This is a genomic window from Acidobacteriota bacterium, from assembly GCA_040754075.1.
GTDB lineage: Bacteria > Acidobacteriota > Blastocatellia > UBA7656 > UBA7656 > JBFMDH01.
The window spans coordinates 160,791-186,193 of record JBFMDH010000005.1 but is presented as its reverse complement, the minus strand read 5'-3'; the positions used below and the strand labels follow the sequence as shown (position 1 = coordinate 186,193).

The 25,403-nt window shown below is 49.6% G+C and carries 20 protein-coding genes; 10 read left to right on the top strand and 10 right to left on the bottom strand.

Going from position 1 to position 25,403, the window contains the following annotated elements; genetic code table 11:
* Window positions 1-43: 43 nt before the first annotated feature.
* Window positions 44-1,804 carry a peptide MFS transporter gene (locus tag AB1757_07695; protein MEW6126907.1) on the bottom strand — a complete coding sequence of 587 codons (1,761 nt, stop codon included), beginning with the start codon at window positions 1,802-1,804 and terminating at the stop codon, window positions 44-46.
* Between the two features lie 403 nt (window positions 1,805-2,207).
* Here AB1757_07695 and AB1757_07690 point away from each other — a divergent pair, with 403 nt between their 5' ends.
* The 5 genes from AB1757_07690 (at window position 2,208) to AB1757_07670 (ending at window position 8,057) form a co-directional block, all read left to right on the top strand.
* The gene (locus tag AB1757_07690) at window positions 2,208-3,359 is read left to right on the top strand and encodes a DUF3810 family protein (protein ID MEW6126906.1); all 1,152 of its coding nucleotides are present in this window, start codon (window positions 2,208-2,210) and stop codon (window positions 3,357-3,359) included.
* A 259-nt stretch (window positions 3,360-3,618) separates the two neighbouring features.
* Complete coding sequence (locus tag AB1757_07685) at window positions 3,619-5,316, top strand: tetratricopeptide repeat protein (protein MEW6126905.1); 1,698 nt, start codon at window positions 3,619-3,621, stop codon at window positions 5,314-5,316.
* A 209-nt stretch (window positions 5,317-5,525) separates the two neighbouring features.
* Entirely contained in the window at window positions 5,526-6,278 is a 753-nt protein-coding gene (locus tag AB1757_07680) for a prolipoprotein diacylglyceryl transferase family protein (protein MEW6126904.1), read from the top strand.
* Window positions 6,275-7,699, top strand: coding sequence for a radical SAM protein (locus AB1757_07675; GenBank protein ID MEW6126903.1), 1,425 nt, complete (start codon window positions 6,275-6,277; stop codon window positions 7,697-7,699). The genes AB1757_07680 and AB1757_07675 overlap by 4 nt, the downstream gene beginning before the upstream one ends.
* A complete protein-coding gene (locus tag AB1757_07670; protein MEW6126902.1) occupies window positions 7,692-8,057 on the top strand; it encodes a hypothetical protein in 366 nt (121 codons plus the stop codon). Before AB1757_07675 ends, AB1757_07670 begins: the two co-directional genes overlap by 8 nt.
* An 88-nt stretch (window positions 8,058-8,145) precedes the next feature.
* Here AB1757_07670 and AB1757_07665 read toward each other — a convergent pair whose 3' ends face one another.
* Together AB1757_07665 and AB1757_07660 are read right to left on the bottom strand one after the other, a co-directional pair.
* Window positions 8,146-9,630 (bottom strand): PQQ-dependent sugar dehydrogenase, encoded by a 1,485-nt coding sequence (locus tag AB1757_07665; protein MEW6126901.1) that lies wholly within the window; start codon window positions 9,628-9,630, stop codon window positions 8,146-8,148.
* A 265-nt stretch (window positions 9,631-9,895) separates the two neighbouring features.
* Window positions 9,896-10,414, bottom strand: a complete 519-nt coding sequence (locus AB1757_07660; protein MEW6126900.1) for an O-acetyl-ADP-ribose deacetylase — start codon at window positions 10,412-10,414, stop codon at window positions 9,896-9,898.
* A 381-nt stretch (window positions 10,415-10,795) separates the two neighbouring features.
* Between AB1757_07660 and AB1757_07655 the strand changes: the two genes are divergently transcribed.
* The 3 genes from AB1757_07655 to AB1757_07645 all read left to right on the top strand — a co-directional run bounded on the left by AB1757_07655 (window position 10,796) and on the right by AB1757_07645 (window position 12,596).
* Complete coding sequence (locus AB1757_07655) at window positions 10,796-11,272, top strand: NBR1-Ig-like domain-containing protein (protein MEW6126899.1); 477 nt, start codon at window positions 10,796-10,798, stop codon at window positions 11,270-11,272.
* Window positions 11,273-11,296: 24 nt separating this feature from the next.
* Window positions 11,297-11,926, top strand: a complete 630-nt coding sequence (locus tag AB1757_07650; GenBank protein ID MEW6126898.1) for a hypothetical protein — start codon at window positions 11,297-11,299, stop codon at window positions 11,924-11,926.
* A 112-nt stretch (window positions 11,927-12,038) separates the two neighbouring features.
* Window positions 12,039-12,596 (top strand): hypothetical protein, encoded by a 558-nt coding sequence (locus AB1757_07645; GenBank protein MEW6126897.1) that lies wholly within the window; start codon window positions 12,039-12,041, stop codon window positions 12,594-12,596.
* Window positions 12,597-12,715: 119 nt separating this feature from the next.
* Here the strand turns inward: AB1757_07645 and AB1757_07640 are convergent, their stop codons facing one another.
* Both AB1757_07640 and AB1757_07635 read right to left on the bottom strand, forming a co-directional pair.
* Window positions 12,716-15,580 (bottom strand): protein kinase, encoded by a 2,865-nt coding sequence (locus AB1757_07640; GenBank protein ID MEW6126896.1) that lies wholly within the window; start codon window positions 15,578-15,580, stop codon window positions 12,716-12,718.
* 255 nt (window positions 15,581-15,835) lie between these two features.
* Window positions 15,836-16,453, bottom strand: a complete 618-nt coding sequence (locus AB1757_07635; GenBank protein MEW6126895.1) for a sigma-70 family RNA polymerase sigma factor — start codon at window positions 16,451-16,453, stop codon at window positions 15,836-15,838.
* A gap of 105 nt (window positions 16,454-16,558) precedes the next feature.
* Between AB1757_07635 and AB1757_07630 the strand changes: the two genes are divergently transcribed.
* On the top strand, window positions 16,559-18,193 hold the full coding sequence (locus AB1757_07630) for a hypothetical protein (GenBank protein ID MEW6126894.1): 1,635 nt from the start codon (window positions 16,559-16,561) through the stop codon (window positions 18,191-18,193).
* Between the two features lie 135 nt (window positions 18,194-18,328).
* Entirely contained in the window at window positions 18,329-19,924 is a 1,596-nt protein-coding gene (locus tag AB1757_07625; GenBank protein ID MEW6126893.1) for an FG-GAP repeat protein, read from the top strand.
* Window positions 19,925-20,048: 124 nt separating this feature from the next.
* Here AB1757_07625 and AB1757_07620 read toward each other — a convergent pair whose 3' ends face one another.
* The 5 genes from AB1757_07620 to AB1757_07600 all read right to left on the bottom strand — a co-directional run bounded on the left by AB1757_07620 (window position 20,049) and on the right by AB1757_07600 (window position 25,388).
* The gene (locus AB1757_07620) at window positions 20,049-20,318 is read right to left on the bottom strand and encodes a hypothetical protein (protein ID MEW6126892.1); all 270 of its coding nucleotides are present in this window, start codon (window positions 20,316-20,318) and stop codon (window positions 20,049-20,051) included.
* Complete coding sequence (locus AB1757_07615) at window positions 20,315-20,509, bottom strand: type II toxin-antitoxin system HicA family toxin (protein MEW6126891.1); 195 nt, start codon at window positions 20,507-20,509, stop codon at window positions 20,315-20,317. Before AB1757_07615 ends, AB1757_07620 begins: the two co-directional genes overlap by 4 nt.
* A 92-nt stretch (window positions 20,510-20,601) precedes the next feature.
* Complete coding sequence (sucC, locus tag AB1757_07610; GenBank protein ID MEW6126890.1) at window positions 20,602-21,759, bottom strand: ADP-forming succinate--CoA ligase subunit beta; 1,158 nt, start codon at window positions 21,757-21,759, stop codon at window positions 20,602-20,604.
* Between the two features lie 127 nt (window positions 21,760-21,886).
* On the bottom strand, window positions 21,887-24,187 hold the full coding sequence (locus AB1757_07605; protein MEW6126889.1) for a hypothetical protein: 2,301 nt from the start codon (window positions 24,185-24,187) through the stop codon (window positions 21,887-21,889).
* A 148-nt stretch (window positions 24,188-24,335) separates the two neighbouring features.
* Entirely contained in the window at window positions 24,336-25,388 is a 1,053-nt protein-coding gene (locus tag AB1757_07600; protein MEW6126888.1) for a 2-oxoacid:ferredoxin oxidoreductase subunit beta, read from the bottom strand.
* Window positions 25,389-25,403 lie beyond the last annotated feature (15 nt).

The following is a 25,403-nucleotide window of genomic DNA, read 5'->3' as shown; positions in this document are numbered from 1 at the left end:
GCCGCTTCACTTTTGCCGTTTACTTCTTACGTTTTACTTGCGCTTACACGCCGGGCATGGCTTTCTTCAACGGCTTCAAAAGAAACGCCAGCACGACAGCCATTACGAAAGCCATACAAGCCAGGACGATGAAGAACGAGGATTGTTTCCAGATTGTCCAGAAAACACCGATTGCCGTGAGCTTGTTGCCGATTGCCGTGGCGACAAACCAGCCGCCCATCATCAACCCACGCACTCTAAGCGGCGCAACTTTCGACACCAATGATAACCCCATCGGCGACAGCATCAATTCGCCAAGTGAAATCACCGCATAAGCGAGAATCAACCAGAACCAGGAAACCCTGAAAATATAGGCGCGATTCAAAAGCGCCGCTTCAAATTTGTCAGCTTGATTACTGCCCACCGCTTTTTTAATTCCGTCCAGAAGCTTTTCTTGAGCGGTAAAGGTTTTGTTTTTGTAGCCACGTATTTTGTCTAAAACGCCACCAGGCACATTTTCGTCTTGCAGCTTTTGTATTGCGGTTTCAAGCGCCGAAGCAAATTTACCATCTCCGCTGATTTCCCCATCTTCAATTTTTGCATCCTTCAACTTTCCCCAAACATCATCAGGTAGCCCATCGGATTTCAGGTCATATTTGATAGTTTCAAAGGCGGCTGAAAAGGATTTATCGGTAGCAAATTTCTTATCCTTAACGATGAATTTTTCCTCTACGTCTTTTGCTGTTGCAAGCTTTTGCAAAATCTCTTCAGGAATACCATCCGTTTTCAAACTATCAAGTGCGCGTTCGGTGATTCTGAACCTCCCCGAAGCATACATATCAGGTCGCACTTCTTTGGCTTCGCCCTGTTTGGCTGCTGCGTACATGATAGAAAACGATACGCCTGTCAGCAGCATTCCAATTGCAATTTTTGTAGGTGTTGAAGGTTCTTTGCCTTTTTTGTCAAGCCATTTCCAGAACCACACCAGCGGAAAGGTCAATATAACAATCCACCCCGGATTGATGGCATTTGAAATGGTGCCGGAAACATTCCATTCTGTATTGTCATCTGCCCAGTAAGTGAGTGTTGAACCGTTTTGATGGAAGATCATCCAGAAGACAATAACAATGAGAAAGACGACAACAAGTGCGCCGATCCGCTTCCAGTCAGGCACCATATCAATAGCCCGTTTAGGAGTATTTTCATCAACGACCGGCTTTCCTGCTTGACGCACTTTCAGCATAGCTGGGTCTTCAACAATATTTTTATACTTCCAGAGAATGGCAACTGAAATGACCATTCCGAAAGCTGCTACGGTGAACGCTGGGTGGAATCCGAATTTGGCTTTGACGATTTCCATTACAATGGGCGCTGAGGCGGCACCAATATTGATTCCCATATAAAAAATATTATAAGCACGGTCTTTTAAATGGCTGCCTTCCGGGTAAAGGTTGCCGACCATCGTTGATACATTCGGTTTGAAGAAGCCATTACCGATGACCAAACATGAAAGTGCTGCGTAAACCGCCCATAAAGTTGGAATCGCTAATAGTGCGTGTCCTGCGATAAAAAATAAGCCGCCAATCATTACCGCTTTTCGATAGCCAAGCTTTTTATCGGCAAGCCAACCGCCAACCAGCGGACTGGCATAGACGAATGCCAGATAGTTTGCATAAAGTCCTGTTGCTTGCGCGGGAGTCCAACTGAAACCTTGTTTTGAGTCCTGCATATAAAGGGTAAAGAGCGCGAGCATCGAATAAAAACTGAAACGCTCCCACATCTCTGTCGCAAACAGTGCGTAAAGTCCCGGCGGGTGCTTTTCCATATCAGCACCGGTGTGAATGGACGGTTCTATTTGGGTATTTGTTGCCATAATATTTAGACCTCGTTTTGATTTTTGCAGCGGGAATGTGCCCCGCGACCTACAACTTCTGATGCGTTGGGTTCCGCGATTGTACGCCGGGTCGTAGGCAGTTTGGGCAGCGGCATTCTATCTTAGCACGGAAAGCGGCGGCAACCCGACCAATTGCAGATTGCAGATTGCGGATTTGCAGATGAAAATGGTTCTTTCGTACCTGGTAAGCCTTGATGAATGATAAAAGGTGAATCCCTGTCGCCGGCGCATTTTTTTTCGAGCGGCACAACCGCAAAATATTCAATTCACGATTTTGTAGAACCGATAGCGACATCTCATAGTATGAATTTTTTAACACCCAAATAGAAACTGCATGAGCAAATCAACGGTAGAAGAACTTAAACCCGCAAAGGCGCGACGTTTTGTGTTTCGCAAAGAGCAACTTTCGGCAAAAACGATTTTAAAAATTGCTGTCGTTATGGTCGCAATTTTACTTACGGTTTTTCAGTTGCCTGTAGCCTTCGTTGACCGCGTTTATGCAAACGGGTTTTATCCGCGCTTGCAATCATTCGTTACACCCGTCACCAACCTCCTGCCGTTTGCGATTTATGATTTGTTGATTGTCGCAGTCATTTTCGGCGCGCCCGCGTGGTGGATGGTTCGTCTGGTGAAAGCCGGGAAGGGAAGGCGTTTAAAAACGGCTGCGAGATTGCTGATCAACACAATGGTTTTTGCGGCAGTGATTTTTTTGCTCTTTCAATTGCTCTGGGGCTTTAACTATGCGCGCCAGCCGCTCAGTCAAAAACTTGATTACCACGATGACCGCATCAATAAAGACGCGGCACTCAGACTCGCTCGCCTGTGCATTGAACAAGCCAACGCCGAAGTCGATAAAGCTCACCAAACCGCTTTCCCCGATGACCGCGAGTGGCTGCGTCGCCTTCAACCTTCGTATGACGCCTTGCTGAAAGCCTTGGGCAGAACTTCTAACCTCACGCTTGCAAAGCCCAAAGCAACCCTGTTTGACAAATATCTCGAATCGACCGGCATCAGCGGATTTTTGAATCCTTTCGGATTTGAAACTATCGTCGCCAGAGGTTTTCATCCGCTCGACCGCGCCTTTACCTTAGCGCACGAATGGGGACACCTGGCGGGTTACGCGACCGAATCGGAAGCCAGTTTCATAGGGCTTCTGGCGCTCCTGCGTTCCGAAGACGCCGCCTGTCGTTACGCGGGATGGCTGGCGCTCTATTCGCACATCCCTTTGCAAAGAATTTTAAATGATGCCGATGAAGCGACGCGCCAAGCCTTGCCGAAATTTTCGCCGCAGGTTGAAGCCGATTTGCTGGCGATGGCTGAAGAAGAGAACAAGCGACAAATCAACGAACAAATCAGCAAAGCTCAATGGGAAATGTACCAGCAATTTTTGAAAGCCAATAACGCCACCCCTAATTACGGCGAAGTCATCAGCCTCATGATGGGAACCACATTTGAAGAAGGATGGACGCCTGTGTTTAATCGATAAATGATCTGACCGAGATGAGGCGTTAATGAAAAAGATGGGTTAAAACCGGTTCGATAAAGTCATGCTGTCTGCAATGAAAAGATAAGGCTATCTTCGGGAAGATAAATTTTCATCCTGTGCAGGCGAGCCACTCTTTAACTTGTCGAAAACGTAACCCGGCTTTGACTGTTGAGACAAGCTATCAAGCAGTTGTCTCTTACCTGCGGGCGGGCGTACAATCACCGCTTCACCCGCTAAATATTCCAGCACCGGAGGTCTTATGCTTATCAAACACTTTCGCTCAATCACCTTGATGGTTGCCTTGCTGGTGACGTTGAGTTTGACTTCGCAAACCAACGCCCAACAGGCGACGCTTGGCAGTGTTGATTTTCCAACTTCTGCGAAATCCCCCGAAGCCCAGAAACATTTCATTCGCGGCGTCGCGGCATTGCATTCCTTCTGGTTTGAAGAAGCCCTCGAAGCGTTTCGCGCCGCTACGAAAATCGAACCCGATTTTATGATGGGTTACTGGGGCGAAGCCATGGCGCATAACCATCCGCTGTGGTCTGAACAGGACACTGAATCGGGACGCAAAGTGCTAACCAAATTGCAAGATGCGAAAAATCTGACCGATAAAGAACGCGCTTTCATCGGCGCGGCGCGCGCGCTTTACGGCGAAGGCGACAAACTCACACGCGATAAAGCTTACGCGGCGGCGATGGAAAAAATTTACAATGACTATCCGAAAGATTCTGAGGCAGCAATTTTTTATTCGCTGTCGCTGCTTGGCACCGTGCGCGCCGGTGATAAAGGCTATGCGCGACAGATGAAAGCCGGAGCCATCGCTCTGGAAGTCTATCAAAAAAATCCCAATCATCCGGGCGCGGCGCATTTCATCATTCATGCATTCGATGACCCGGAACACGCCATCCTCGCCTTGCCTGCGGCATATCGCTACGCGCAAATCGCCCCCGAATCATCGCACGCCCGCCATATGCCTTCGCATATCTTCGTGCAACTCGGCATGTGGGATAATGTCGCCACCTCGAACGAATCGGCGTGGGAAGCTTCTGATGTCTGGGTGAAGCGCAAAAATCTGCCGATTTACTTGCGCGATTATCACAGCCTCCACTGGTTGAATTATGCCTACCTTGAACAGGGGCGCTACAAAAAAGCCGAAGAGACTATGGAAGTCATGCGCGAAAGCATGCGCAAATCAAATTATGAAAACGATATGCGCCCGAATTATTACGAAAACAATTATGTGACCATGTCGGCGGATTTGATTGTCGGCACCGAGCGTTGGAGCGATGCCAAACAAATATTTGACGCCATGCCAAAATCGACTGCAAAAGCCGCGACCCCTGCGCCCGCATCCGGTGAACACGCAGGTCACACGATGGGTTCAAGTGATGCGAAAACCGTTAGACCCACGGCGCAACGTTTCCGTTATTTGACGACCTTTATCAATGGGCTTGCGGCAGCGGCGATGAATAAAACCGATGAGGCGGAAAGAAACGCGGCGGAACTCGCCGAAGTCGCAAAACTATTTAACGGGCAACAGGCAAAAAGCATTGAGATTATGCAACTCGAAGTGCGCGCCTTTGCCGCTTCGATGAAAGGCGCGCACGAACAGGCAATCGAGTTGATGAAACGGGCAACCGCCTTGGAAGAAGATATGTCGCCGCCATCGGGTCCGCCTTCGCTGATCAAACCGTCGCATGAACTGTATGGCGAAATCCTGCTGCGAGCGAATCGCCCGAAAGAAGCGGCGCAGGCATTTTCGGTGGCGCTTGCCCGACAACCCAATCGCGTTCGTTCACTCATCGGCGCGGCGCGCGCCGCCGATCAGAGCGGCGACACCAAAGCGGCTACCACAGCCTATTCCAAGCTTTTGAAGATTTGGTCGAAAGCCGACGCCGGCATAAAAGAAGTTGCCGAGGCACAGGATTATTTGAAACAGGCGCAAGGGCGTTAAGCAGCCACCAACTGGAAATGCTCTGCGTTCTCAGTGTCTAACTCTGTATCCTCTGCGGTTAATTTACTCATGAAAGTAAAACCGCAGAGGACACGGAGGTGGACGCAGAAGATGCGGAAATCAATTTTCAATTCATGCAAAAGCTAATCATCAATTTATTTTGAATCACTGCAAACTGATTCAATCAATGTACCTTTACATCTCCCGGCATGACCTTTCCTGTCTATTTTAAAATCGCTTCCCTGCAAATCCACCCGCACTGGATTTTTGAAAGTCTCGCCTATTTCATCGGCTTTCGCATCTACCTGCGTTTGCGCAAAAACACGGGCGACCATCTCGACAGCAGCAATCGTTTGTGGATTGTGGTTGCCGCAGCGGTCGGCGCGGCGCTCGGCAGCAAACTGCTCTACTGGTTGGAAAATCCCGCGCTCACTTTGCAGAACTGGAACAACCCATTTTATTTGATGGCAGGCAAAACCGTGGTTGGCGGACTCCTCGGCGGATTCCTCGCCGTTGAAATCGCCAAAAAAATTCTCGGCATCACGCGCCGCACCGGCGACTTGTTTGCCATTCCCTTGACGCTTGCCATCGCCATCGGACGCATCGGTTGTTTTCTTTCAGGCTTGGGCGATGAAACCTATGGCATCGCAACCGCTTTACCAACGGGTATTGATTTCGGTGATGGGGTAAGCAGGCATCCGACTCAACTTTATGAAGCGGGGTTTTTGTTGTTGCTAGGCTTTTGGATTTATCGCCTGTCACAACACGCCCATCGCGAAGGCGACCCCTTCAAATTGTTTATGGTCGGTTATATGGGATTTCGTCTGTTGATAGATTTCATTAAACCGGCGGTGGCGTTTGGCGGACTTACGGCAATTCAATGGGCGTGCTTGCTGGCGCTCGTGTATTATGCGAGGGATTTACCGTATCTGTTTCACATCAAGGAGTCCGAGAGTTTATGACAGAGCGCGTGCGCCCGTATCTCTATTATGATATTGCGATTTCGATTTGCTCGGTCTGTTATCGCAAAGTCGAAGGCAAAATTATTTTTCAAGACGACAAAGTTTTCTTAACTAAACGCTGCGCCGAACATGGATTTGAAAAAACGCTCATCGCCACAGATGTCGATTATTATCGCCGTTCTCGCGAAGTGTTTATTAAACCGCCGGAAATGCCCGTGATTTACAACACGCCCGTGCGATGGGGCTGTCCGTATGATTGCGGTTTATGCACAGACCACGAACAGCATTCGTGTTTGACGCTGGTTGAAATCAACGATTATTGCAATCTCGAATGCCCGATTTGTTATGCGTCGAGCAGCCCCGCGCGTTTAACGCATCGCTCGCTTGAGGAAATCGAAAAGATGCTTGATGCGGTAGTGCGCAACGAAGGCGAGCCGGATGTCGTGCAGCTATCGGGCGGTGAACCAACCACCCATCCGAATTTTTTTGAAGTGATGGATATGGCGCGCGCCCGTCCGATTCGCCATTTGATGCTCAACACCAACGGCATTCGCATTGCCAAAGATGAAGCCTTTGCCGAACGTCTGGCGAGTTACATGCCGGGCTTTGAAATCTATTTACAGTTCGACTCATTCGAGCGCGAAGTGTTGATGGAACTCAGAGGCGCAGATTTGCGCGATATACGCGAGCAGGCTTTGAAACGTTTGAATCAGCTAGGCATTTCGACAACGCTGGTGGTGACCTTGAAAAAAGGGCTGAACGACAATGAAATCGGACGCATCATCGAATACGCGCTGAAACAACCCTCGGTGCGTGGCGTAACTTTGCAACCGATTCAAGCAGCGGGAAGATTAGAGCAATTCAATCCGGCGACCGACCGGCTGACGCTTACCGAAGTGCGCCGGAAAATTCTCGAACAAACTCAGGTGTTTCGCCCCGAAGATATTATTCCTGTGCCGTGTCACCCGGATAGTCTGGCGATGGCTTATGCGTTGAAACTCGGCGGCGAAGTCGTGCCGCTTACAGGGATGATTGACCCGCAGGTGTTGATTAACGGCAGCCGCAATACGATTGTCTATGAAGAAGACCAGGCGATTCGCGACTACATTTTCAAACTCTTTGCCACGAATCATTCACCTGAATCTTCGGCGACGACGCTCGGCGATTTGCTCTGTTGTTTGCCACAAGTGGCAGTGCCCGAAGGCATCAGTTACGAAAATCTCTTTCGCGTGATCATTATGGAATTTATTGATGCTTATTCGTTCGATGTGCGCTCGGTGAAAAAATCGTGCGTTCACATTGTTCACCCGGACGGGCGTTTGATTCCGTTTGATACTTACAATCTGTTTTACCGCGATGATTTGGAGCGCACGCGACTTGCCGCTTTGCGTGAGATGCAGGAAGGAAGCCGATATGTCTGAACAAAATCCTTACCCCTCGAATCAACCACCTTATCCCTATTACGGCGCGCCGATGTCTGCGCAACCAAACGAAGGTCACGCGCTAATCGGTTTTATAATATCTTTGTTACTTCACCTGTTTCAGATTCCGATGATTGTCGTTACCTATCTGTTCAATGAAGAGATACCGCTGATGTTGATTTTATTTGTCGGTGTCAGCCAGTTGTTGTATATGATTCCGGCAGTAATCATCGCCTTTATGAAAGGTAAAAAACAGACCGCCAAAGGCATCATCATCGGCGCAGCCATTGTTTTTTTACTCAATGCCGCCTGCACCGGATTTTTTTACTATGCCATGTCGGGAACGTCGTTTCACTGAGGCTTGGCTATCGCAAAGAATGCTCGCATTCTTTGACGGCTGCTCAACCGGTTATAAAATTTCTGCGATGAATGTTCAGGCGTTCGCTTTATTGAGCGCGCGGTCTGATTTTGAAATTGGCATCGCTTTCATCTTGTCCGGTCGTAACGCTGCCATATGAGATGACGCGCACGCGGGCTTTCTTGGTTGCGATGTTGGGCACTGTCCATTCATAGCTCGACAATTCAGCCGGTAAACCGCTGGTAATGTCCTGCCAGTTTTCGCCGCCATCCTGTGTCCATTGAATATCGTGACGATAGATGCCCGTGCCTGTGGTACGCCAGCTAATCGTAGTGATGGAATTGCCTTTGAGTTTCATCGGTATATTGGGCGCAAGCAACTGCACTTGCGGTTCTATCGCGGCATCATTGACGAGTTTATAAATCCGACCATCAATGATTGACACCACATACAGTTCGCCCTCTTCATCTTCGCCGAACGAAGCGAGAAAAAAGATGCCGGTGTCGAGAAGCAAACTTGTTCGCCCCGCTTGATAGCTCCAGATTTCGCCCGAACAGAGATCACCGAAAACATAGGTTCCCTGTGGCAAAGTGGCGCGTCGCCCGCGATACACATAACCGCCGGTTACTGAACAACGCCTTGTGCCGTGTTCATATTCGATAATTGGCGCAACCGAGCGCAGAGAATCGCACAACGCCTGGTCATAGTTCGTGCAACTCGTACCTTCTTTCACGCGCCAGCCATAGTTATTGCCTGGGGTCACGAGATCAATCTCTTCGCGCATGGTTTCACCGACATCGCCAACATATAACTCGCCGGTCGCGGAATCGAAAGCGATTCGGTAAGGATTGCGAAAGCCGTAAGCAAAAATTTCATCACGTCCTGTTTTCGCGCCGAAAAATGGATTGCTTGAAGGCGATGAATAGGGTTTACCGTCACTTTCGCGGTCAACATCTATGCGAAGAATTTTGCCTGAAAGCGAGTCAAGATTCTGTGCGTTATTGTTGAGGTCTTGACTGAGCGAGCCGTCTCCCATGCCGATATAAAGAAATCCGTCGGGAGCGAAAGTCAGTCCGCCGCCCGAATGCCCATCGGCATCCTTGGGTTCGACAATCAAAATCTTTTCGCTCGCCGGGTCTGCGACATCGGGATTTGCCTCTTTGACTGTGTATTCGGCAGTCACCACCGCCGTGTCATCCCTGCGCGTATAGTGAACGAAAAAACGTCCGTTGTTGCGATATTGCGGGTGAAAGGTCAATCCCGTGAGTCCGCCTAATTTATCAATCAGGACTTTTGCGGTGAGGTCTAAAAAGATGGTGGGTTGCGATTCGCCGTATTGCAAAACTTTGATGATGCCGTGGCGTTCGACAATGAAGAGGCGACGGCTGCCATCGCCTGCATTGGTAATCAGAAGCGGCTGCGCAAGCCCTGTGAGGAAGGGCTGAAGCGCAATTGGCGCTTCGGCAGCAGCCGCTTCTGGTTTCCCCTGAGTTCCGAGGGCAAAGAAACTCAGACTCAGGAAAAGAGAAACAAGCAAAATACAGCAATAAATCGGAGGTTTCAGCGATTTCATGATGCTTATGGAATATGCTCAAAATCCGCTGATTTTCAGAAACCTGGCGGAAATTTTTGCAAAAAAGATTGATTGTTCACCAATTCAGGGAATGAATGAATGCGCGAGAGCAACAAAAAATAACTGGTTCGACAACTCAAAAAAGGAGAGGCGCAAATTAAAAACTCGTTTGGTTTATTCCGTTATTTTCGTTTGTTTCGTAGGTGATTTTTTCGTTGGCAAGGATACCAATGAGGCAACGGGCAAACGCTTTGATTGCTGCCAGCTAGGCAGTCAACTCTTCAAAGGCTTGCTGATAAATTTCAAACACCGCATCTTCAAAACAGATGAAGAAAACTTTTTGAAGCGTTTGCTGGTTGGCAAGGAACTGCTGCACTTCATTAATGGCGATGCGCGCGGCTTGTGGAATTGGATAGCCATAAATGCCGCAACTGATTGCCGGGAAAGCGATGGTCAGAATTTGATTGGCAACCGTCAGTTTTAAACTTTCCCGATAACAGGAAGCCAGCAATTCAGGCTCTCGTTGATGCCCGCCATGCCAAACGGGACCAACCGTGTGAATGACGAATTTCGCGGGCAAGCGATAGCCTTTGGTGATTTTTGCCTGCCCGGTTTTACAACCGCCAAGCAAACGGCATTCGTGCAGCAGGTCTGCGCCTGCCGCGCGATGAATCGCGCCATCAACGCCGCTCCCGCCAAGCAATGAACTGTTTGCAGCATTGACAATCGCATCGACCTGCAATTTCGTGATGTCGCCTTGTATAACCTCCATGCGCGCTTTCATTCCATCACCTCTTGATTGTTCATACCTTTCAAGGAGCACTCTATACGGCTTCGCAAGGCGCGTCAATTTATCCGCCTGCACACGCGGCAGACAAATCAAAGCGCCGAAAAAAAATTGAAAAAAATTTTTGATACATTTCGCGAACTTCCCGCACTAGGTTGCGAACGGATTTTTTGAGTGATGGAGAGCGCGGATGGACAGTGAAAAGTGTTGAATGAATTATCGCAATGGTGTGATGAAGTTATTGGCGCGACTTTGGCGGCGGATTGGCGAAATAGCCCATATTGGCGCGCCATATCTACAGGCATAGAAAATGTCGCAACGATTAGAGAAAGAAATTTCAAATCAAAAAGAGATGGAGAAAATGAAAGGAGAAAGCGCATGCAAATCAGTTCAAATTTAATGAAAACCCTGATTACGAAAACTACTTTTACGATTTTAACCTTGGGAATGATTTTCCTGTTGTCGCAAATCACTAACGCGCAATCGTGTGAAATGGATGCGCAGATGCGTCCAAGCGATGTGGTTATCCCCAGTCAAATCGTGGTGAACAAAACCTATCGCGTGCGGGTGACCGTGGTTAATAACGGAAGTTGCAACTGGGACACCAGCAGCGGCATACGTCTGTCGATTAAAATTCTCAGAGGTCCATCGGGCAGCAGTGCACAAAGAGATGAACTGACGCCGATTGTTGACCTCAAATACAAAATCAAACCGGGCGATAGACACGAATTTGAATATGAAATCACCGGACCTTATTACCTCGGCAACTACACGCTGGAATGGAAAATGGTGAAGCAAAACAAATGGTTTGGCGATGCCGTGACCAAACCAATCACCGTCGTCCCGCCGAAATAAGCGGCAATGAGAAAGGAGCCCCAGATGAACAGAATGTGTGTGACCGCTTTGATGATGGCGATGGCTATCGGTCTGCTGATGAGTGTAAATCTGAGCGCCTCGATGTCACTTGCAGACGATAAGGCGATGGAGAAGGCATACAGCGCAGCCGCCCAAGTCGCCAAAGACCGACCAAAAGATAGAGGCTGTGAAACCATTCCTTTTCCCTTTCAGCGGGATTGCAAAAATCTGGTGAGTGAAAAAAATCGCCTCTGCCACAACGGCATGGTTCGCAAATGTGATGACCAGACGATTCCACTCGCGCAGGCGCGAATCAAAAAGGATAAGGAAAAAATCAAAGAGATTCGCGGCATTTGCGAACAACGTCTGACCAACGCCGAGAACTGCAATCAGATACGCAACACGGTTCAGGGAATATTTGATGCCGCGCAGGAACGTGTAGAAAAAGAGAAAGGGATATTTGAAAGCAAACTGAGCAAAACCAAAGAGGCGGCGATGCAGGCATTTTATCGCCGGATGATTGATTATGCCGAAACCATTCTCACTTACTACAGCGATACCAAAACCGGACACGAAGACCAGATTACACAAAATCTGCGATTGCTTGATAAATGCAAAAAGGTGATTGCCGATGCCGATAAACCGTTGCGATAACCGTTGGCGCAGTAGGATTGCCGAAGCGGTTTTCGTTTCGCCGTCGGTTTGTAATCAATCAAAAACTACAAATGCGTGTTTGTGTAGTTGTCAATTCAGGAAAGGGGAAACTATGAAACGTTTATTAACTGTCGGATTGTTGACGATGATTTTGATTTCATCATTGGCTTACGGGCAAAAAGGTGGCTGGCCCGCGCAGGTCAAAGTGATTTCGAGTAAAGCAAACGAAACCGTGAAAGCCTCTGGCGATTTAGCCGAAGGCAGCTTGATGGAAGATTTGAGTTGGGCGTCCAATAGTTCCAACGCCTGTTTTCCGGCAACCCAAAACGAAAAGTTTCGCGGCAATCATGTGTTGTACGCGACTACGATTCCGCCGCGTTCGATTCTCACCGTAACCTTAAAACCCGATGCTGCCGATGCCAATATGAGTTTGTATGGTTATATGCAGGGCAATAACTCGTTTGACCTGGTTCCCAACTTGCCGCGCTGTATCACCTGCGAAGCCGACCACAAATGGGATCGTCCGTGGAAGGGCAAAGTGCAAACCAGCGAGCGCAAAATCGCTTTTCAAAATCCGACGATGAATACTTATAACATCGTCATCGGCGTATCGGCTCCGAAAGGCACAACCAGCGGAAAGTACACCGTAGAAATTCACACCCAATCTTGATGCGCCGGTTGTCGATGAGCAGCGCGTTTGCGTAATGCTTCGAGTTCAACAAAAGTCCGTACCGTTGGTTGCGGCGAGGTGTCGTGGATGAACCTCGATGCCAGCGAGCACGGACTTTTTTATTCAAGCGCAAGCATCCAGATGTCGGCGTCAGGCTTGGCAATCGAAGCATAGATGTAGCGATTATCTTTAGTCAGCGAATAGACTTCGATTGCGTTTCGACCGGTTGCATAAATTTCCTGAAGCTTTTTGGTTTGCATATCGGCAACCAGAATTTTTTCTCTGGTGCTGAACATGATGTGACGGGAATCATTGAGCCACAAGGGACGACCGACGATTTCCGAAAAGTTGATATCGGAAATCGCTTCATAGGTTTTGTTGGCGAGCGAATAGATATAAATGCCTCTGGAATCGATGCCGTTTTCGCCCTGATTGCCAACCAGATATTTGCCATCGGGAGACCAATCCCAGGCGATGAAATAGGCATTGGAATTGGGAAAATCGGGTGTCGGTTCGGGCGTTTGCTGGTCAAAGGGGCGGCTTAAATCCAGGATGTAGGTTTTATTGCTGACTACGGAATATGCCAGTCTTTTGCCATCCGGCGACCAGACCGGGTAGGCGACGCCGGGCGCAGGGGCTTTGGTGATTTGTTGTAACCCACTGCCATCGGCATTCACTCCATAGATTTGACCAGCCATTTGAAAGGCGATACGTTTGCCATCGGGTGACCATCGTGGCGTTGCTTCATTAGCCGTTCCTTCAATGAGTTGGTGCGGTGTCGAGGAATTGGTTTTCAGCGCCAGCAATTTAAATCGCTTCATGAAAATCAGCAACTCACCATTTGGCGAAATGACCGGCATATAAGATGAGTCGGTGTTGTTTGTAACCGGCTCCGGTTGTCCGGTGATGCGTGTTGTTACAGGGTCAAAAGGCAGGCGGTAAATATTTTGAATCGTATGATCCTGAGAAAACGCCAGGCGTTTGCCGTCTTTGGAAAATGTCAGTTGGTAGACATATGAAGCGGGTGTAGGAATCAATTCCGGTTCGCCCGAAGTTTCGCCGCTTGCTTCATCAATTGCTACTCGCCAGATGTAAGGTACGCCACGCCGCGCATTGTTGAAATAGATGTAACGACCATCAGGTGACCAGACATCGCTGGAATTTCCGGCATTATTTGTGAGTATCGGCTTGGCATCGCTGCCATCCGGGCGCATCGTCCATATCCCTTGCCTGGTGACGCCATAGGCGATGCGTTTGCCGTTGGGTGACCAGTTCGGTTGCACGGCATCACCTTCGCTGAGTATACGGCTTTCGCCGGTTGCGACACTGACGACCCACAGGCGACTGGGAATTTTTTCTCTGCCGGAAGGGATGGTAATCGCTTCTTCGGCGCAGACGATGGCTTTGCTGTCGGGCGACCACGACGGGTTATATCCGAAGTTCGTCAACTGTTTGACCGATTCGCCGGTTTCATTCATTAAAAAAATACCGCCGCCATTTCTTTCTGAACGAAAAGCGATGCGTGTGCCGTCGGGTGAAAATGTCGCTTGCGTATCATCGCCTGGCGAATCTTCGGTCAGGTTAATCGTCTTTTTACTGCCAATGCGTTGCAGATAGATATCGAAATTGCCGCGCGCATCACTCGCATAAATGATGGATTTGCCATCAGGTGAAAGGCTTGGAAAATATTCCACGCCGGATTGGTCTGTGAGTTTAGTGACCCGCGCATTTTGCCAGTTTGGCATATTGCTTTTGACGCCGCTTCGGGGAAAGAACAGCCAACCGGCGAGAAGAAAAATCGACAACCCCGCAAGCGCGATTGCCAGGTTGCGCCACCACTCGCTTACAGGCTTTCTCGATATAGTCGGGCGGGTGGCGGAAATTTTATCTGCCGAAGCGGTGATGCGTGAATCGAGATTTTTTTGCAGACGCCTGAATGATGCTCGCAAATCGGCAGCCGTTTGATAGCGCAGTTCTTTATCTTTTTCGAGCAGGCGCGTGATGATGCGTTCAAGCTCTAACGAGACCGCCGCGTTTGAATTGCTGATAGGTGGCGGTTGCTCTTCGAGTATGGCGTTCAACGTGGTTGCCAATAAATCGCGTTTGAAAGGATTCTTGCCACTCACCGCTTCATAAAACACTACGCCCAGACTGAATAGGTCTGTGCGATGGTCGAGCGAGTGCCCGGCAGCCTGTTCGGGCGACATATAACTGACGGTTCCCATTACCACTCCGGTTTCAGTTGATAGTTGAATTTCGCCTGTAAGGTTTGCGTCACTCTCGCTTTTTTCCGTGAGCTTGGCGAGTCCGAAATCCAGCACTTTTACATAACCGTCATGGCGAATCATGATGTTTTCGGGTTTGATGTCGCGATGCACGATACCTGCCCGGTGCGCGGCATCAAGCGCGGCGGCGGCTTGCAGAGTAATATCAATCGCTTCTTTCAAAGCGAGTTTGCCGCGCGCGATTTTTTTACGCAGGGTATCGCCTTCAATAAATTCAGTGACGATGAAATAGAGGTCGCCCTCTTGTCCGATTTCATGAATGGTGATGATGTTGGGATGATTCAATGCTGACGCCGCGCGCGATTCGCGTTGAAAACGCGCCACGCGGTCGGGGTCGCGCGTTGATTGCGGCGGCAGAATTTTCAAAGCGACTTTGCGGTGGAGGCGCGTGTCTTCCGCCAAATAGACTTCGCCCATACCGCCGGTGCCGATGAGCGCAAGAATGTTGTAGTGTTTGATGGCGCGTCCGATGAGTGAGCGACCAGTTTGTTGCGCGAAAGACTTAGCCGCAGCTTGGGCGGCAGGCGTTTCAATAAAATTGCCAATTTGATTGCGCGCTTCAAGCAGGGATTCAACTTCGCGTCGCAAATCGGAATCCCCGCCACAGACCTGCCCTAAATATGCCGCGCGTTCATCCGGTTGCAGATCGAGAACCGCATCAAAAATTTCATCTACTTTTTTAAAGCGGTCAGCGTCCATAAGCGAGGTGTCAGGATACAGGATACAGGATACAGGATTCAGGATAACGATGAAGGCGGAACGCTGAACGATGAACTGTAGAGGCGGCACACCAAGATTCGGTTTGACCGCCGCGACGAGTCGAACGGTAAAACGGTTCGCTCCGTTTCATTCCCCGAATCTTGGTGTGCCGTGCATATAGGTGAAATTCTTTTTGTTCATCCTTCATCGTTCATACTTCATACTTTCCTCTTCCTGAATCCTGTATCCTGTATCTTATCTTTTCAATTCCCGGTAAAGCCAGACGCGCGCTTTTTCCCATTCGCGCATGACTGTGCGTTCGGAAATTTTCAGCACTTCGGCAGTCTCTTCAACACTGAGTCCACCGAAAAATCTGAGTTCGACAATCTGACTCTTGCGGGGGTCAAGTTTTTCCAGCGCGTGCAGCGCATCGTCAAGCGCCAACACCTCGGCAGTTTGTTCATTGCCGACGCCGAGCGCATCATCCAGTGACAGGTGTTGAATGGTATTTTCACCGGCTTTCGGACGGGCGCGCGCAAAGTCAACTAATATGCGCCGCATCAGTTTTGCCGATACGCCGAAAAAATGGGCGCGGTTTTGCCAGCGGGCATTCTTCCAATCGATTAATCGCATATAAGCTTCGTTGACCAGCGCCGTCGGCTGCAAGGTGTGACCGGGGTGTTCGCGCCGCATATAGGCTTTCGCCAGACGATGGAGTTCAGCCTGCACCAGCGGCGCAAGTTTTTCGAGCGCCGCTTCGTCGCCGTCGCTCCAGGCTTGCAGCAATTGGGTTAAATCCTGAGAACCGGTGAATGCCATAATTACCCGCAAAAGCCAATCGTTCGGGGCGAAATTTATCACATTGAAATCCACTTCTGTAATCCGCAAAAAAAAATATTTTTAATGTGGCAGTTTTGGTCGCCGGATTCCGCATTAGTGAATGACAGGAAAAACAAAGGGAAAACAGAAGGAGAAGATATGAAATTTCAAATCAATAAACTGCTCGATAAACGAGATCGAATGACCGGAGGGTTTAGCAAAAAGAAAAATACCCTTTGGAGGTCAAATAAAATTTTCACATCCGTTTTAAGTCTGGTGTTGATGGTGGTGTCTACCTTTCACATTTCTGCGCAGGAGGTTGTGCCGCAATTCAAACCCGGCGAGTTGGATACTAACTTCGGAGTTGGTGGCAAGGTTACGGGTACTTTTATGGCGGCTACGGAACTGGCGATTCAAAAAGATAATAAAATTGTAGTTGGCGGATTTGGTTCCGTAGACCTGGCGCGGTTTTTACCTGATGGCGCGCTGGATACCACTTTCAGTAACGACGGCAAAGTGGAAGGGTTAATCTCTACCATTCAGGATATTGCCATTCAATCTGACGGTAAAATTCTCATTGCAGGATTTCAGGGAGGAGGTTCAAGCACCGATTTTGGCTTGGCGCGTTACAACGCAGATGGGACACCTGATAACACCTTTGGCAACGGCGGGGTGGCAACGGTCGATTTTTTTGGCTTGAACGATCAGGTTACGGCGATTGCCATTCAGACGGATGGACGTATTGTAGTTGGCGGACGTGCCACTATCAGTCAAACGGCTACCGATTTTGGGTTGGTGCGGTTTACGGCAACCGGTACGCTTGATCCAACCTTTGGCGTCGGCGGCAAAATCAATACTCAGATTTACTCTGCCCCCGGAGAATCTGAAAACTTTGAAGAGGTTCACGACCTGGCGATTCAACCGGACGGGCGGATTGTTGCCGTCGGCGTTTCAGACATCCGACTATCGTATGCGCGCTATTTGACGAATGGTTCACTTGATGGCTCTTTTGCCATTGGTGGAAAAGCGATTTTACCGCTTAATTCATCAAGCGCCGCTCATAGCATAGCACTACTCAGTGATGGAGGAATTCTCATTGGTGGCGGTATCGGGCAAAACGGTTTCGATTTTCTTCTGATGCGGGTGCTTGCCAATGGTACGCCTGACCTGGCATTTGGCAACGGCGGCAAAGTGATTACAGACTTTGGCATCGTTGGGGGAACCGATTTTGGCTACAGCCTCGCTGTGCTTGCAGACGGGCGCATTCTGCAAGCGGGAATGGCTAATATGGCGAATGTCAATGATAGTGTCTATCGTGATTTCGCGCTGGTTTGTTACAAAGCGGATGGCAGCCTCGATACTACTTTTGGCAACGGCGGCAAAATCACCACAGACTTTTTCAGCAATGAGGATGAAGCTCGTGCGATTGCCCTTCAATCCAATGGTCGCGCCATCGTCGCCGGGCGCGTCAAAAGCGCTCAAAGCGGGTTCGGGCTTGCTGCCTATGCGCTCGGTGAAAACACTAGTCAAAATGAACCACAGATTCAAAGCGTGCAGGTGAAAGGCAAAAAATTACTGGTTACGGGTGTGAACTTTGAATCGCCCACCGAAATTTACGTCAACGGCGAACGCCAGAAGAAGACCGCCAACGACATCGACAACCCGACCACCCTGGTGATTGCCGCGAAATCCGGCAGATGGATTGCCCCCGGTCAAACCGTGATGATTCAAGTCAAGAATACCGCAAGCGGTAAAGTTTCCAGTGAAATTATGTACACGCGCCCCCTCGAATAAACCGCAAAGATTTGGCTAGGCTCCGACATGGACTTTTTGCAGTCGGAGTTTAGCCAGGTTCCAACTTTTCGCAAGGGAAGCAACCTTGATCATCAATCAAAAATAAAAACTTCAAGAAAATCAGAAGGAGCCTGTATGAAAACCACAATAAAAACTTTGCACAACAAAATATTTATTTTCTTATTGATTGCCTGGTTATGCGCGGCAAGCGCTATGCAATTTAAGGTACTCGCGCAAGTCGAGCCTGCGACCCCTTCAGACGGGTCTGCTGTCAGCCTTGGAACCGTGACGCAGCAGCAGAAACTTTTGGCGAATGATGGCGCGGTAAGCGATGCTTTCGGGTGGTCAGTTTCGGCAAGCGGCAACCTGATGGTCATTGGTTCGCCGCTTGCCGATGTCAACGGCAAGACCAATCAAGGCGCAGCCTATGTTTATGCAAAAACCAACGGAGTTTGGACGCTGCAAACCAAATTGACTGCCGATGAGGGAAGCGCCAACGCCCAATTCGGATTTACCGTTGCAATTGATGGTGACACGATTGTCATCGGAGCGAGAACCACTGCCCCATCCAATAAAGGCGCGGCATATGTTTTTGTGAGATCAAACGCAGCTTGGATTCAGCAGGCAAAACTCCTTGGCACTGATACAGTGAACCACGACCGTTTCGGGGAAGCTGTCGCCATCAATGGCAATACCATCATTGTCGGCGCAGTCCTTCATGACCCGTCAGGTACACCTGATACCAACAAAGGCGCGGCATATGTTTTCATTCGCGAAAATGCTACCTGGACACAGCAGGCAAAACTCACGGCAAGCACTCCACAGGACTACGCTTTTTTTGGCTCTTCCGTAGCGATTGATGCCAATACCATTTTGATTGGCGCTCCCGAAAGCTCCAGAGATATCCGGGTAGGGGCTGCTTACGTTTTTACCCGTACGGGAACCGTCTGGACAGAGCAAGCCAAACTGATGGCAGATGACAGCACTTACCAAGATGATTTCGGTTTTTCGCTATCGGTGAGTGGCGATACGGCTGTCGTCGGGGCTTTGGGTTCTATGGTTGCAGGTACTTCTTTTGCAGGGGCAGCCTATATTTTTACCCGTTCAAACGATGATTGGGCGCAACAGGCAAAGTTGACCGCCGATGCTGCGGATATTGGCGCTAACAATAACTTCGGATGGGCTGTTTCATTGAAAAACGATGCCCTTGCTATTGGCGCTTACAGCACTCGCGTAGACGGCAAACTGCAACAAGGCACAGCCTATTTATTCAAACGCAACGGCGCTCTGTGGGAACCGCAAGCCCGGCTCACAGCTAATGATGGCTTGGCATTGGATTATTTCGGCTCAAGCGTTGCTCTGAATAATGACGAAATGCTGATTGGCACTCCGCAAAAAAGCCCGAGCGGCGCGAATACGCAGCAACCCGGCGCGGTTTATGTTTTCGCATTAACACCTGCCGACAGTCAGACGCCGCAAATTCAAAGCGTACAAGTGAAAGGCAAAAAATTACTGGTTACGGGTGTGAACTTTGAATCGCCCACCGAAATTTACGTCAACGGCGAACGCCAGAAGAAGACCGCCAACGACATCGACAACCCGACCACCCTGGTGATTGCCGCAAAATCCGGCAGATGGATTGCCCCCGGTCAAACCGTGATGATTCAAGTCAAGAATACCGCAAGCGGTAAAGTTTCCAGTGAAATTATGTACACGCGCCCGTTGGAATGAACCTTGCGAGAAAAGGTGAGGTTAAGCAATTGATTGGTGAGAGCGGTTGGTCTGGATTAAAAAATTCAGACCAACCGATTTTTTATTTACCCGGCAAGCGCCACAACTTTTTCAGCGGCGTCCTTCAATGGCGCGGCGCAACTTTGGATTGCTTGCCTGAATGTCGTCGCAGCGGTTTTTTATAGACATACCTTGATGTCGGTTCGGGTAAAGGCTGACCTTCCGCTTTTAAAATGTCAATCCACTCATCAACCGCTTTACAAAGTTCCGTATAGACTTTCAACTCATCATTGCCATGAACGCCGCCAAGCATCAAACTTGGGCAACGTCCGATGTAACAGCTATCTTCATCCGACCATTCAACAATTTTCAGATAACGAGCCGAATCTTTCATTTTTTGCTCTCTCTAATCGCTTCTTTGACAGCGTGTTCCTGATAGGCTTTTGCATCATCCCCAAGTTTACCAGAAATCGTGATACGCACGCCTTTCGGATGGGAAAAATTTCGATGGCTGCCTTTACCGCCGCGATTCAAAAATCCGGCGTTTTCAAGTTCGGCAATCAATTGTCGGATTTTTCTCGGCATAAAGGTGAAAATAGCAAGCGGTGAAATGCCATCGCCGTTCATTGGCGCAATACGTCAAGCTAATGAACGGCGATTAAATGCAGTTTTTTTGATTACCCGGCAAGCGCCACAACTTTTTCAGCGGCGTCTTTCATGCCTGACGCGGTGGTGAAATTCAAACCCGATTCTTCAATCACTTTGCGACCGAGTTCGACATTGGTTCCTTCCAGACGAACGACCACCGGAATGTTCACGCCGAGATTTTTTGCCGCTGCCACGACGCCGCTTGCCACCATGTCTGTGCGCACAATGCCGCCGAAAATATTAATCAATACGGCTTTCACATTTTTATCGGAAAGCAGAATGCGAAAGGCATTTTCAACGCGCTCCTGCGAAGCGCCGCCGCCGACATCCAGGAAGTTTGCCGGTTCGCCGCCCGCCAGTTTGATGATGTCCATCGTCGCCATCGCCAGCCCCGCGCCGTTCACCATACAACCGATGTTGCCGTCCAACTTGATGTAGTTCAAATCATGCTTCGAGGCTTCGATTTCGAGCGGCTCCTCTTCGTTCAAATCGCGTAAGGCTTCATAGTCTTTGTGGCGAAACAAAGCGTTGTCATCGAAATTCAACTTGGCGTCGAGCGCATAGAGTTCGCCGTCTTCCGTAAGCAGAAACGGATTGATTTCGGCAAGCGAAGCATCCGATTCGACGAAGGCTTTATACAACGCGGTCATAAATTTCACAGCTTTGTTGATGGATTCGTTGGGAATGCCGATGCCGAAGGCGAGTTTGCGGGCTTGAAAAGCCGTAAGTCCAACCGCCGGGTCAATCGCTTCTTTCAAAATCTTTTCCGGTTCGTGGGCGGCGACCTCTTCAATATCCATGCCGCCCGCCGCTGATGCCATAAACACCAATTGCGAAATGGCGCGGTCAAGCACGATGCCTAAATAAAATTCCTGTTTGATTTTCAGTCCTTCTTCGATGAGCAGAGTGCGAACCAGACGACCTTCGGGGCCGGTCTGATGGGTGACCAGATTCATGCCGAGAATTTGTCCGGCGAGTGCTTTGGCTTCTTCGGCGGTTTTGGCAAGTTTAACGCCGCCGCCTTTGCCGCGCCCGCCCGCGTGAATCTGCGCTTTGACGACAACCGGTAGTCCGAGTTGTTCAACAGCCGCAGGAACTTCATCGACGCTCGTTACCACAACGCCGCGCGGCACCGTCACCCCATATTTCGCTAAAAGTTGTTTGCCTTGATATTCGTGAATTTTCATATTCAGTAGGCAGTAGGCAGTAGGCAGTAGGCAGTAAATTGACAGTAGTAAAAATTAGCGAATTGAATCTATCGGTATTATGAAAGCCTTATGTTTCGCTAACTGCCTACCGCCTACTGCCTACTGCCTACTGTCCTGTGCTTATTTCTCCTCTTTGAATTGTTAAAATATAGACGCCGCTTGAAAAACTGCCGGCGTAAACGCGATTGCGTTCAAACGGATCGAACATTAATGCCCACACCTGACGACTGGGCAAATCCGCATCGATGCGTTCCCACGAAACGCCTTTGTCACGCGAGCGATAAACGCCGCCGCGCGAAAATTCCGTCACCATCATTTCATCCGGGTTATTCGGATTGATTGCCACAGAGGTATAATCGCCGGCGATTAATCCGCCGCCTTTGCGTATCCAGGTGCGCCCGCCGTTGGTCGAGCGATAAACAAATTGATTGGTGCCAAGCAGCATACTGTCCGGGTCGTTGGCGGCAGCCGCGATGGCTTTCACCGATTCATCCGGTGTCGGTCCCTTTTCGGCAAATTCCCAGGTTGTGCCGAAATCTTTCGAGATGTACAACCCGTGTCGCGTGCCAGCAAAAATTTTGCCGGGACTTTTTTGTGGAGCGAATACGGAAAACACTCGCCCGTTGAAGTCATAACCGGAAATCACCACCTTTTCCCAGCCTTTGGTTTCATCAACGGTTTTATAGAGTCCGTCCATCGTGGCAGCGAGCAAAACCCTGTGACCGTCGGCGTCATAGAATTCAGCGAGGTCATCAACCTGATTGGTAATGTTCACAAGCACCGGTCCCAGCGGTTCGACCGGTTCGGGGGTCACGGGCTTTTTCGCAAGTTTTTTCTTTTGCGTGCTTGCCGCAGGTTTGCTCCGGGTTGTGGCTTTGCTTGATGCCGGTTTCTTACTCGAACTTTTTTGAATCGAAGCGGTTTGATAACCTCCGAGCGCATTTGGCAACGCGGCAATTTTTATCGTTTCATTTGCGGCAGTCGAATTTGCTGCTCGTTTGCGGGTTGGTTTTTTTGTGGTCTTTTTCGTAGGTTCTTTGACGACCTCTTTGCCGACATAAGCCCAGCTTGTACCTTTATCGGTTGAGCGATAGACGCCGTTATTGGTGCCCGCATAAATCAGCGAAGGGTTGTCCTGGGCTTGAAGAAAAGCGAAAACATCACGTGGACCGAGTCCCTTTGAAGAAGATTCCCAGGTTTCGCCGCCGTCGGTCGAAACAAACACGCTACCGGCATTCACATCATGATAAACACTTGCCAGCAGGCGACCGCGTTCGCTGCTGTCGGACATAAACGCCATCACATAACGATGAATGAAACCGGTGTTGGCAGCGACGAAATTGTCGCCGAGGTCATCGGAAATTTGTACACCGAAATCATCTGTGGCGATGGTGACGCGCGACGGTTTATCGGGATGGATGACGACAGCTCTCAGCACCACGGTTTTCGGGGTGAGCAGCATCCAGCGTCTGCCGCCATCTTTGGTGCGCCACAAACCTTCACTGGTTCCCGCAAAAACTATTTTCGGATTGGTCGGATGCGGCGTGAGCGCGTAGGTGCGACGCGCACTGAAGGGAATCCCCGGCACTTTCGCCCAGCGTTCACCGGCGCTTTCCGAACGATAGATGCCGCTACAGGCATTGATGTACACCAGACTCGGATTGCCGTGGTCAACCGTGATGCCCATGATATCCGAATCATCGAGCACACCTTTTTGAATCAGCTTCCAATTCACGCCGCCATCAACGGTTTTCCATGCCAGATGATGAGTGCCGGAGTAGATGACATTGGTGTTTTGCGGGTCGCAGGCAACCGAGTTGATATTTTTAATTTCAGGATAGGCAGAAGTATCAACCAATTGCCAATCGTCACCGGCATTGGTCGAACGGTAAAGCCCGGTTTTGGAACCGGCAAGCAAATAATTGGAATCCGAAGGCGCGATGGTGAGCGAGAGAATGTGCAAGCCTTTGGTGTCTTTCAGCAGTTTCCAATTCACGCCGCCATCTTCGCTTTTAAAAACTCCCATTTCGCTATTGACGCTCGGATTGACCGCCCAGGCTGCGGCGTACATGATTTGCGGATTGCGCGGGTCAATTGCCAGATTGTCAATCGACAACCCGCGTTTGTTGATGCCCGGTTTGATGCGTTGCCAACTGTTTGCGCCATCGGTTGAACGAAACAGTTGCCCGTCGCTGGTGCCCGCATAATATGAATCGGAATTATCGGGAGAAACTACCAGCGACCGCACATCGCCGCCAAACGGGCCGGTGATTTCCCAGCGGCGGGTTTCGTCTTTTGAGTTGTTGTTGACGGTAATTTCTCGCGAGTAGCTGTCCGCTCTAAGCGGCAAGGCAGAAAGAGGCAAAAGAGAAATGGTGAGGAGGAAAACAAGAAAACGAGATTTCATTGGATTGATACTACTCCGTTTTGAGTCTGGAGTCTGAAGTCCGAATAAGCAAGTGTGAAGTCGGAAGTATGAACGATGAACGCTCTAGCTTTTGCTGTTGTTCATCGTTCATACTTCAGCGTTCCTACTTTATTCTGACTCTCGACTTTTATTCAATAACCCAGGTGTCGCCGCTGTGCATGAGTTTTTCGAGATTGCCCGGTCCCATCTTTTCAATGACCGAATTAATCTGGTCTTCGAGCATGTCTTCGTAAGTCGGCTTTTCAACATTGCGGAACACGCCAATCGGCACAGGATAATCGGGGTATTCCATGCGGCTCAGCATATAGGCAAGATAGGAATCCGTCGCTTTCTCATTGTGCGTAATTAAATCCGATGTGCTGATGCCATCGCCGAGTTCGACGACTTCCAAGTGCATATCGCTGCGCATGCGAATCCCTTTGTTGCGTGCTTTGCCAAACACTAACGGTTCGCCGTGTTTCAACTCAATCATTCGCTCATCCTTGGCGTCGTTCGCTTTAATCATATCATAGGCACCGTCATTGAAGATGTTGCAGTTTTGATAAACTTCAACAAATGATACGCCTTTATGTTTCATGGCGCGGGTCACGGTGTCTTGCAAATGCGCCGTGAAGGTATCAACCGAACGCGCAACGAAAGTGGATTCCGCCGCCAGCGCAACGGAGAGCGGATTCAAAGGATAATCAATTACCCCGTAGGGCGTCGATTTGGTGCGCTTGCCGAATTCTGAAGTCGGCGAGTATTGCCCTTTGGTGAGTCCGTAGATGCGATTGTTGAATAAAATGATATTGATGTCGAGGTTGCGACGAATGGCGTGAATCAGGTGATTGCCGCCAATGGATAAAGCGTCGCCGTCGCCGGTGATGACCCAGACCGAGAGTTCAGGGTTGGCGGCTTTGATGCCGGTGGCAACCGCCGGGGCGCGCCCGTGAATGGTGTGAAACCCGTAGGTGTTCATGTAATACGGAAAGCGGCTCGAACAACCGATGCCGGAAACGAACACGGTGTTTTCGCGTTTGATGCCAAGTTCCGGCATGACCTTTTGAATCTGCGCCAGGATGGCGTAATCGCCGCATCCCGGACACCAGCGCACTTCCTGGTCGGAGACATAATCTTTGCGCGTGAGTTTAATCGTAGCAGCCACGTTGCCGCCGTTACCTTGTTCTATATTTGCACTCATAATGATTCCTCTTTT

Excerpts from the sequence above, each read along its gene's own strand:
- AB1757_07695 (MEW6126907.1), bottom strand. The coding sequence starts at position 1,804 with ATGGAAAAGCACCCGCCGGGACTTTACGCACTGTTTGCGACAGAGATG.
- AB1757_07690 (MEW6126906.1), top strand. The coding sequence starts at position 2,208 with ATGAGCAAATCAACGGTAGAAGAACTTAAACCCGCAAAGGCGCGACGT.
- AB1757_07685 (MEW6126905.1), top strand. The coding sequence starts at position 3,619 with ATGCTTATCAAACACTTTCGCTCAATCACCTTGATGGTTGCCTTGCTG.
- AB1757_07680 (MEW6126904.1), top strand. The coding sequence starts at position 5,526 with ATGACCTTTCCTGTCTATTTTAAAATCGCTTCCCTGCAAATCCACCCG.
- AB1757_07675 (MEW6126903.1), top strand. The coding sequence starts at position 6,275 with ATGACAGAGCGCGTGCGCCCGTATCTCTATTATGATATTGCGATTTCG.
- AB1757_07670 (MEW6126902.1), top strand. The coding sequence starts at position 7,692 with ATGTCTGAACAAAATCCTTACCCCTCGAATCAACCACCTTATCCCTAT.
- AB1757_07665 (MEW6126901.1), bottom strand. The coding sequence starts at position 9,630 with ATGAAATCGCTGAAACCTCCGATTTATTGCTGTATTTTGCTTGTTTCT.
- AB1757_07660 (MEW6126900.1), bottom strand. The coding sequence starts at position 10,414 with ATGAAAGCGCGCATGGAGGTTATACAAGGCGACATCACGAAATTGCAG.
- AB1757_07655 (MEW6126899.1), top strand. The coding sequence starts at position 10,796 with ATGCAAATCAGTTCAAATTTAATGAAAACCCTGATTACGAAAACTACT.
- AB1757_07650 (MEW6126898.1), top strand. The coding sequence starts at position 11,297 with ATGAACAGAATGTGTGTGACCGCTTTGATGATGGCGATGGCTATCGGT.
- AB1757_07645 (MEW6126897.1), top strand. The coding sequence starts at position 12,039 with ATGAAACGTTTATTAACTGTCGGATTGTTGACGATGATTTTGATTTCA.
- AB1757_07640 (MEW6126896.1), bottom strand. The coding sequence starts at position 15,580 with ATGGACGCTGACCGCTTTAAAAAAGTAGATGAAATTTTTGATGCGGTT.
- AB1757_07630 (MEW6126894.1), top strand. The coding sequence starts at position 16,559 with ATGAAATTTCAAATCAATAAACTGCTCGATAAACGAGATCGAATGACC.
- AB1757_07625 (MEW6126893.1), top strand. The coding sequence starts at position 18,329 with ATGAAAACCACAATAAAAACTTTGCACAACAAAATATTTATTTTCTTA.
- AB1757_07620 (MEW6126892.1), bottom strand. The coding sequence starts at position 20,318 with ATGAAAGATTCGGCTCGTTATCTGAAAATTGTTGAATGGTCGGATGAA.
- AB1757_07615 (MEW6126891.1), bottom strand. The coding sequence starts at position 20,509 with ATGCCGAGAAAAATCCGACAATTGATTGCCGAACTTGAAAACGCCGGA.
- sucC (MEW6126890.1), bottom strand. The coding sequence starts at position 21,759 with ATGAAAATTCACGAATATCAAGGCAAACAACTTTTAGCGAAATATGGG.
- AB1757_07605 (MEW6126889.1), bottom strand. The coding sequence starts at position 24,187 with ATGAAATCTCGTTTTCTTGTTTTCCTCCTCACCATTTCTCTTTTGCCT.
- AB1757_07600 (MEW6126888.1), bottom strand. The coding sequence starts at position 25,388 with ATGAGTGCAAATATAGAACAAGGTAACGGCGGCAACGTGGCTGCTACG.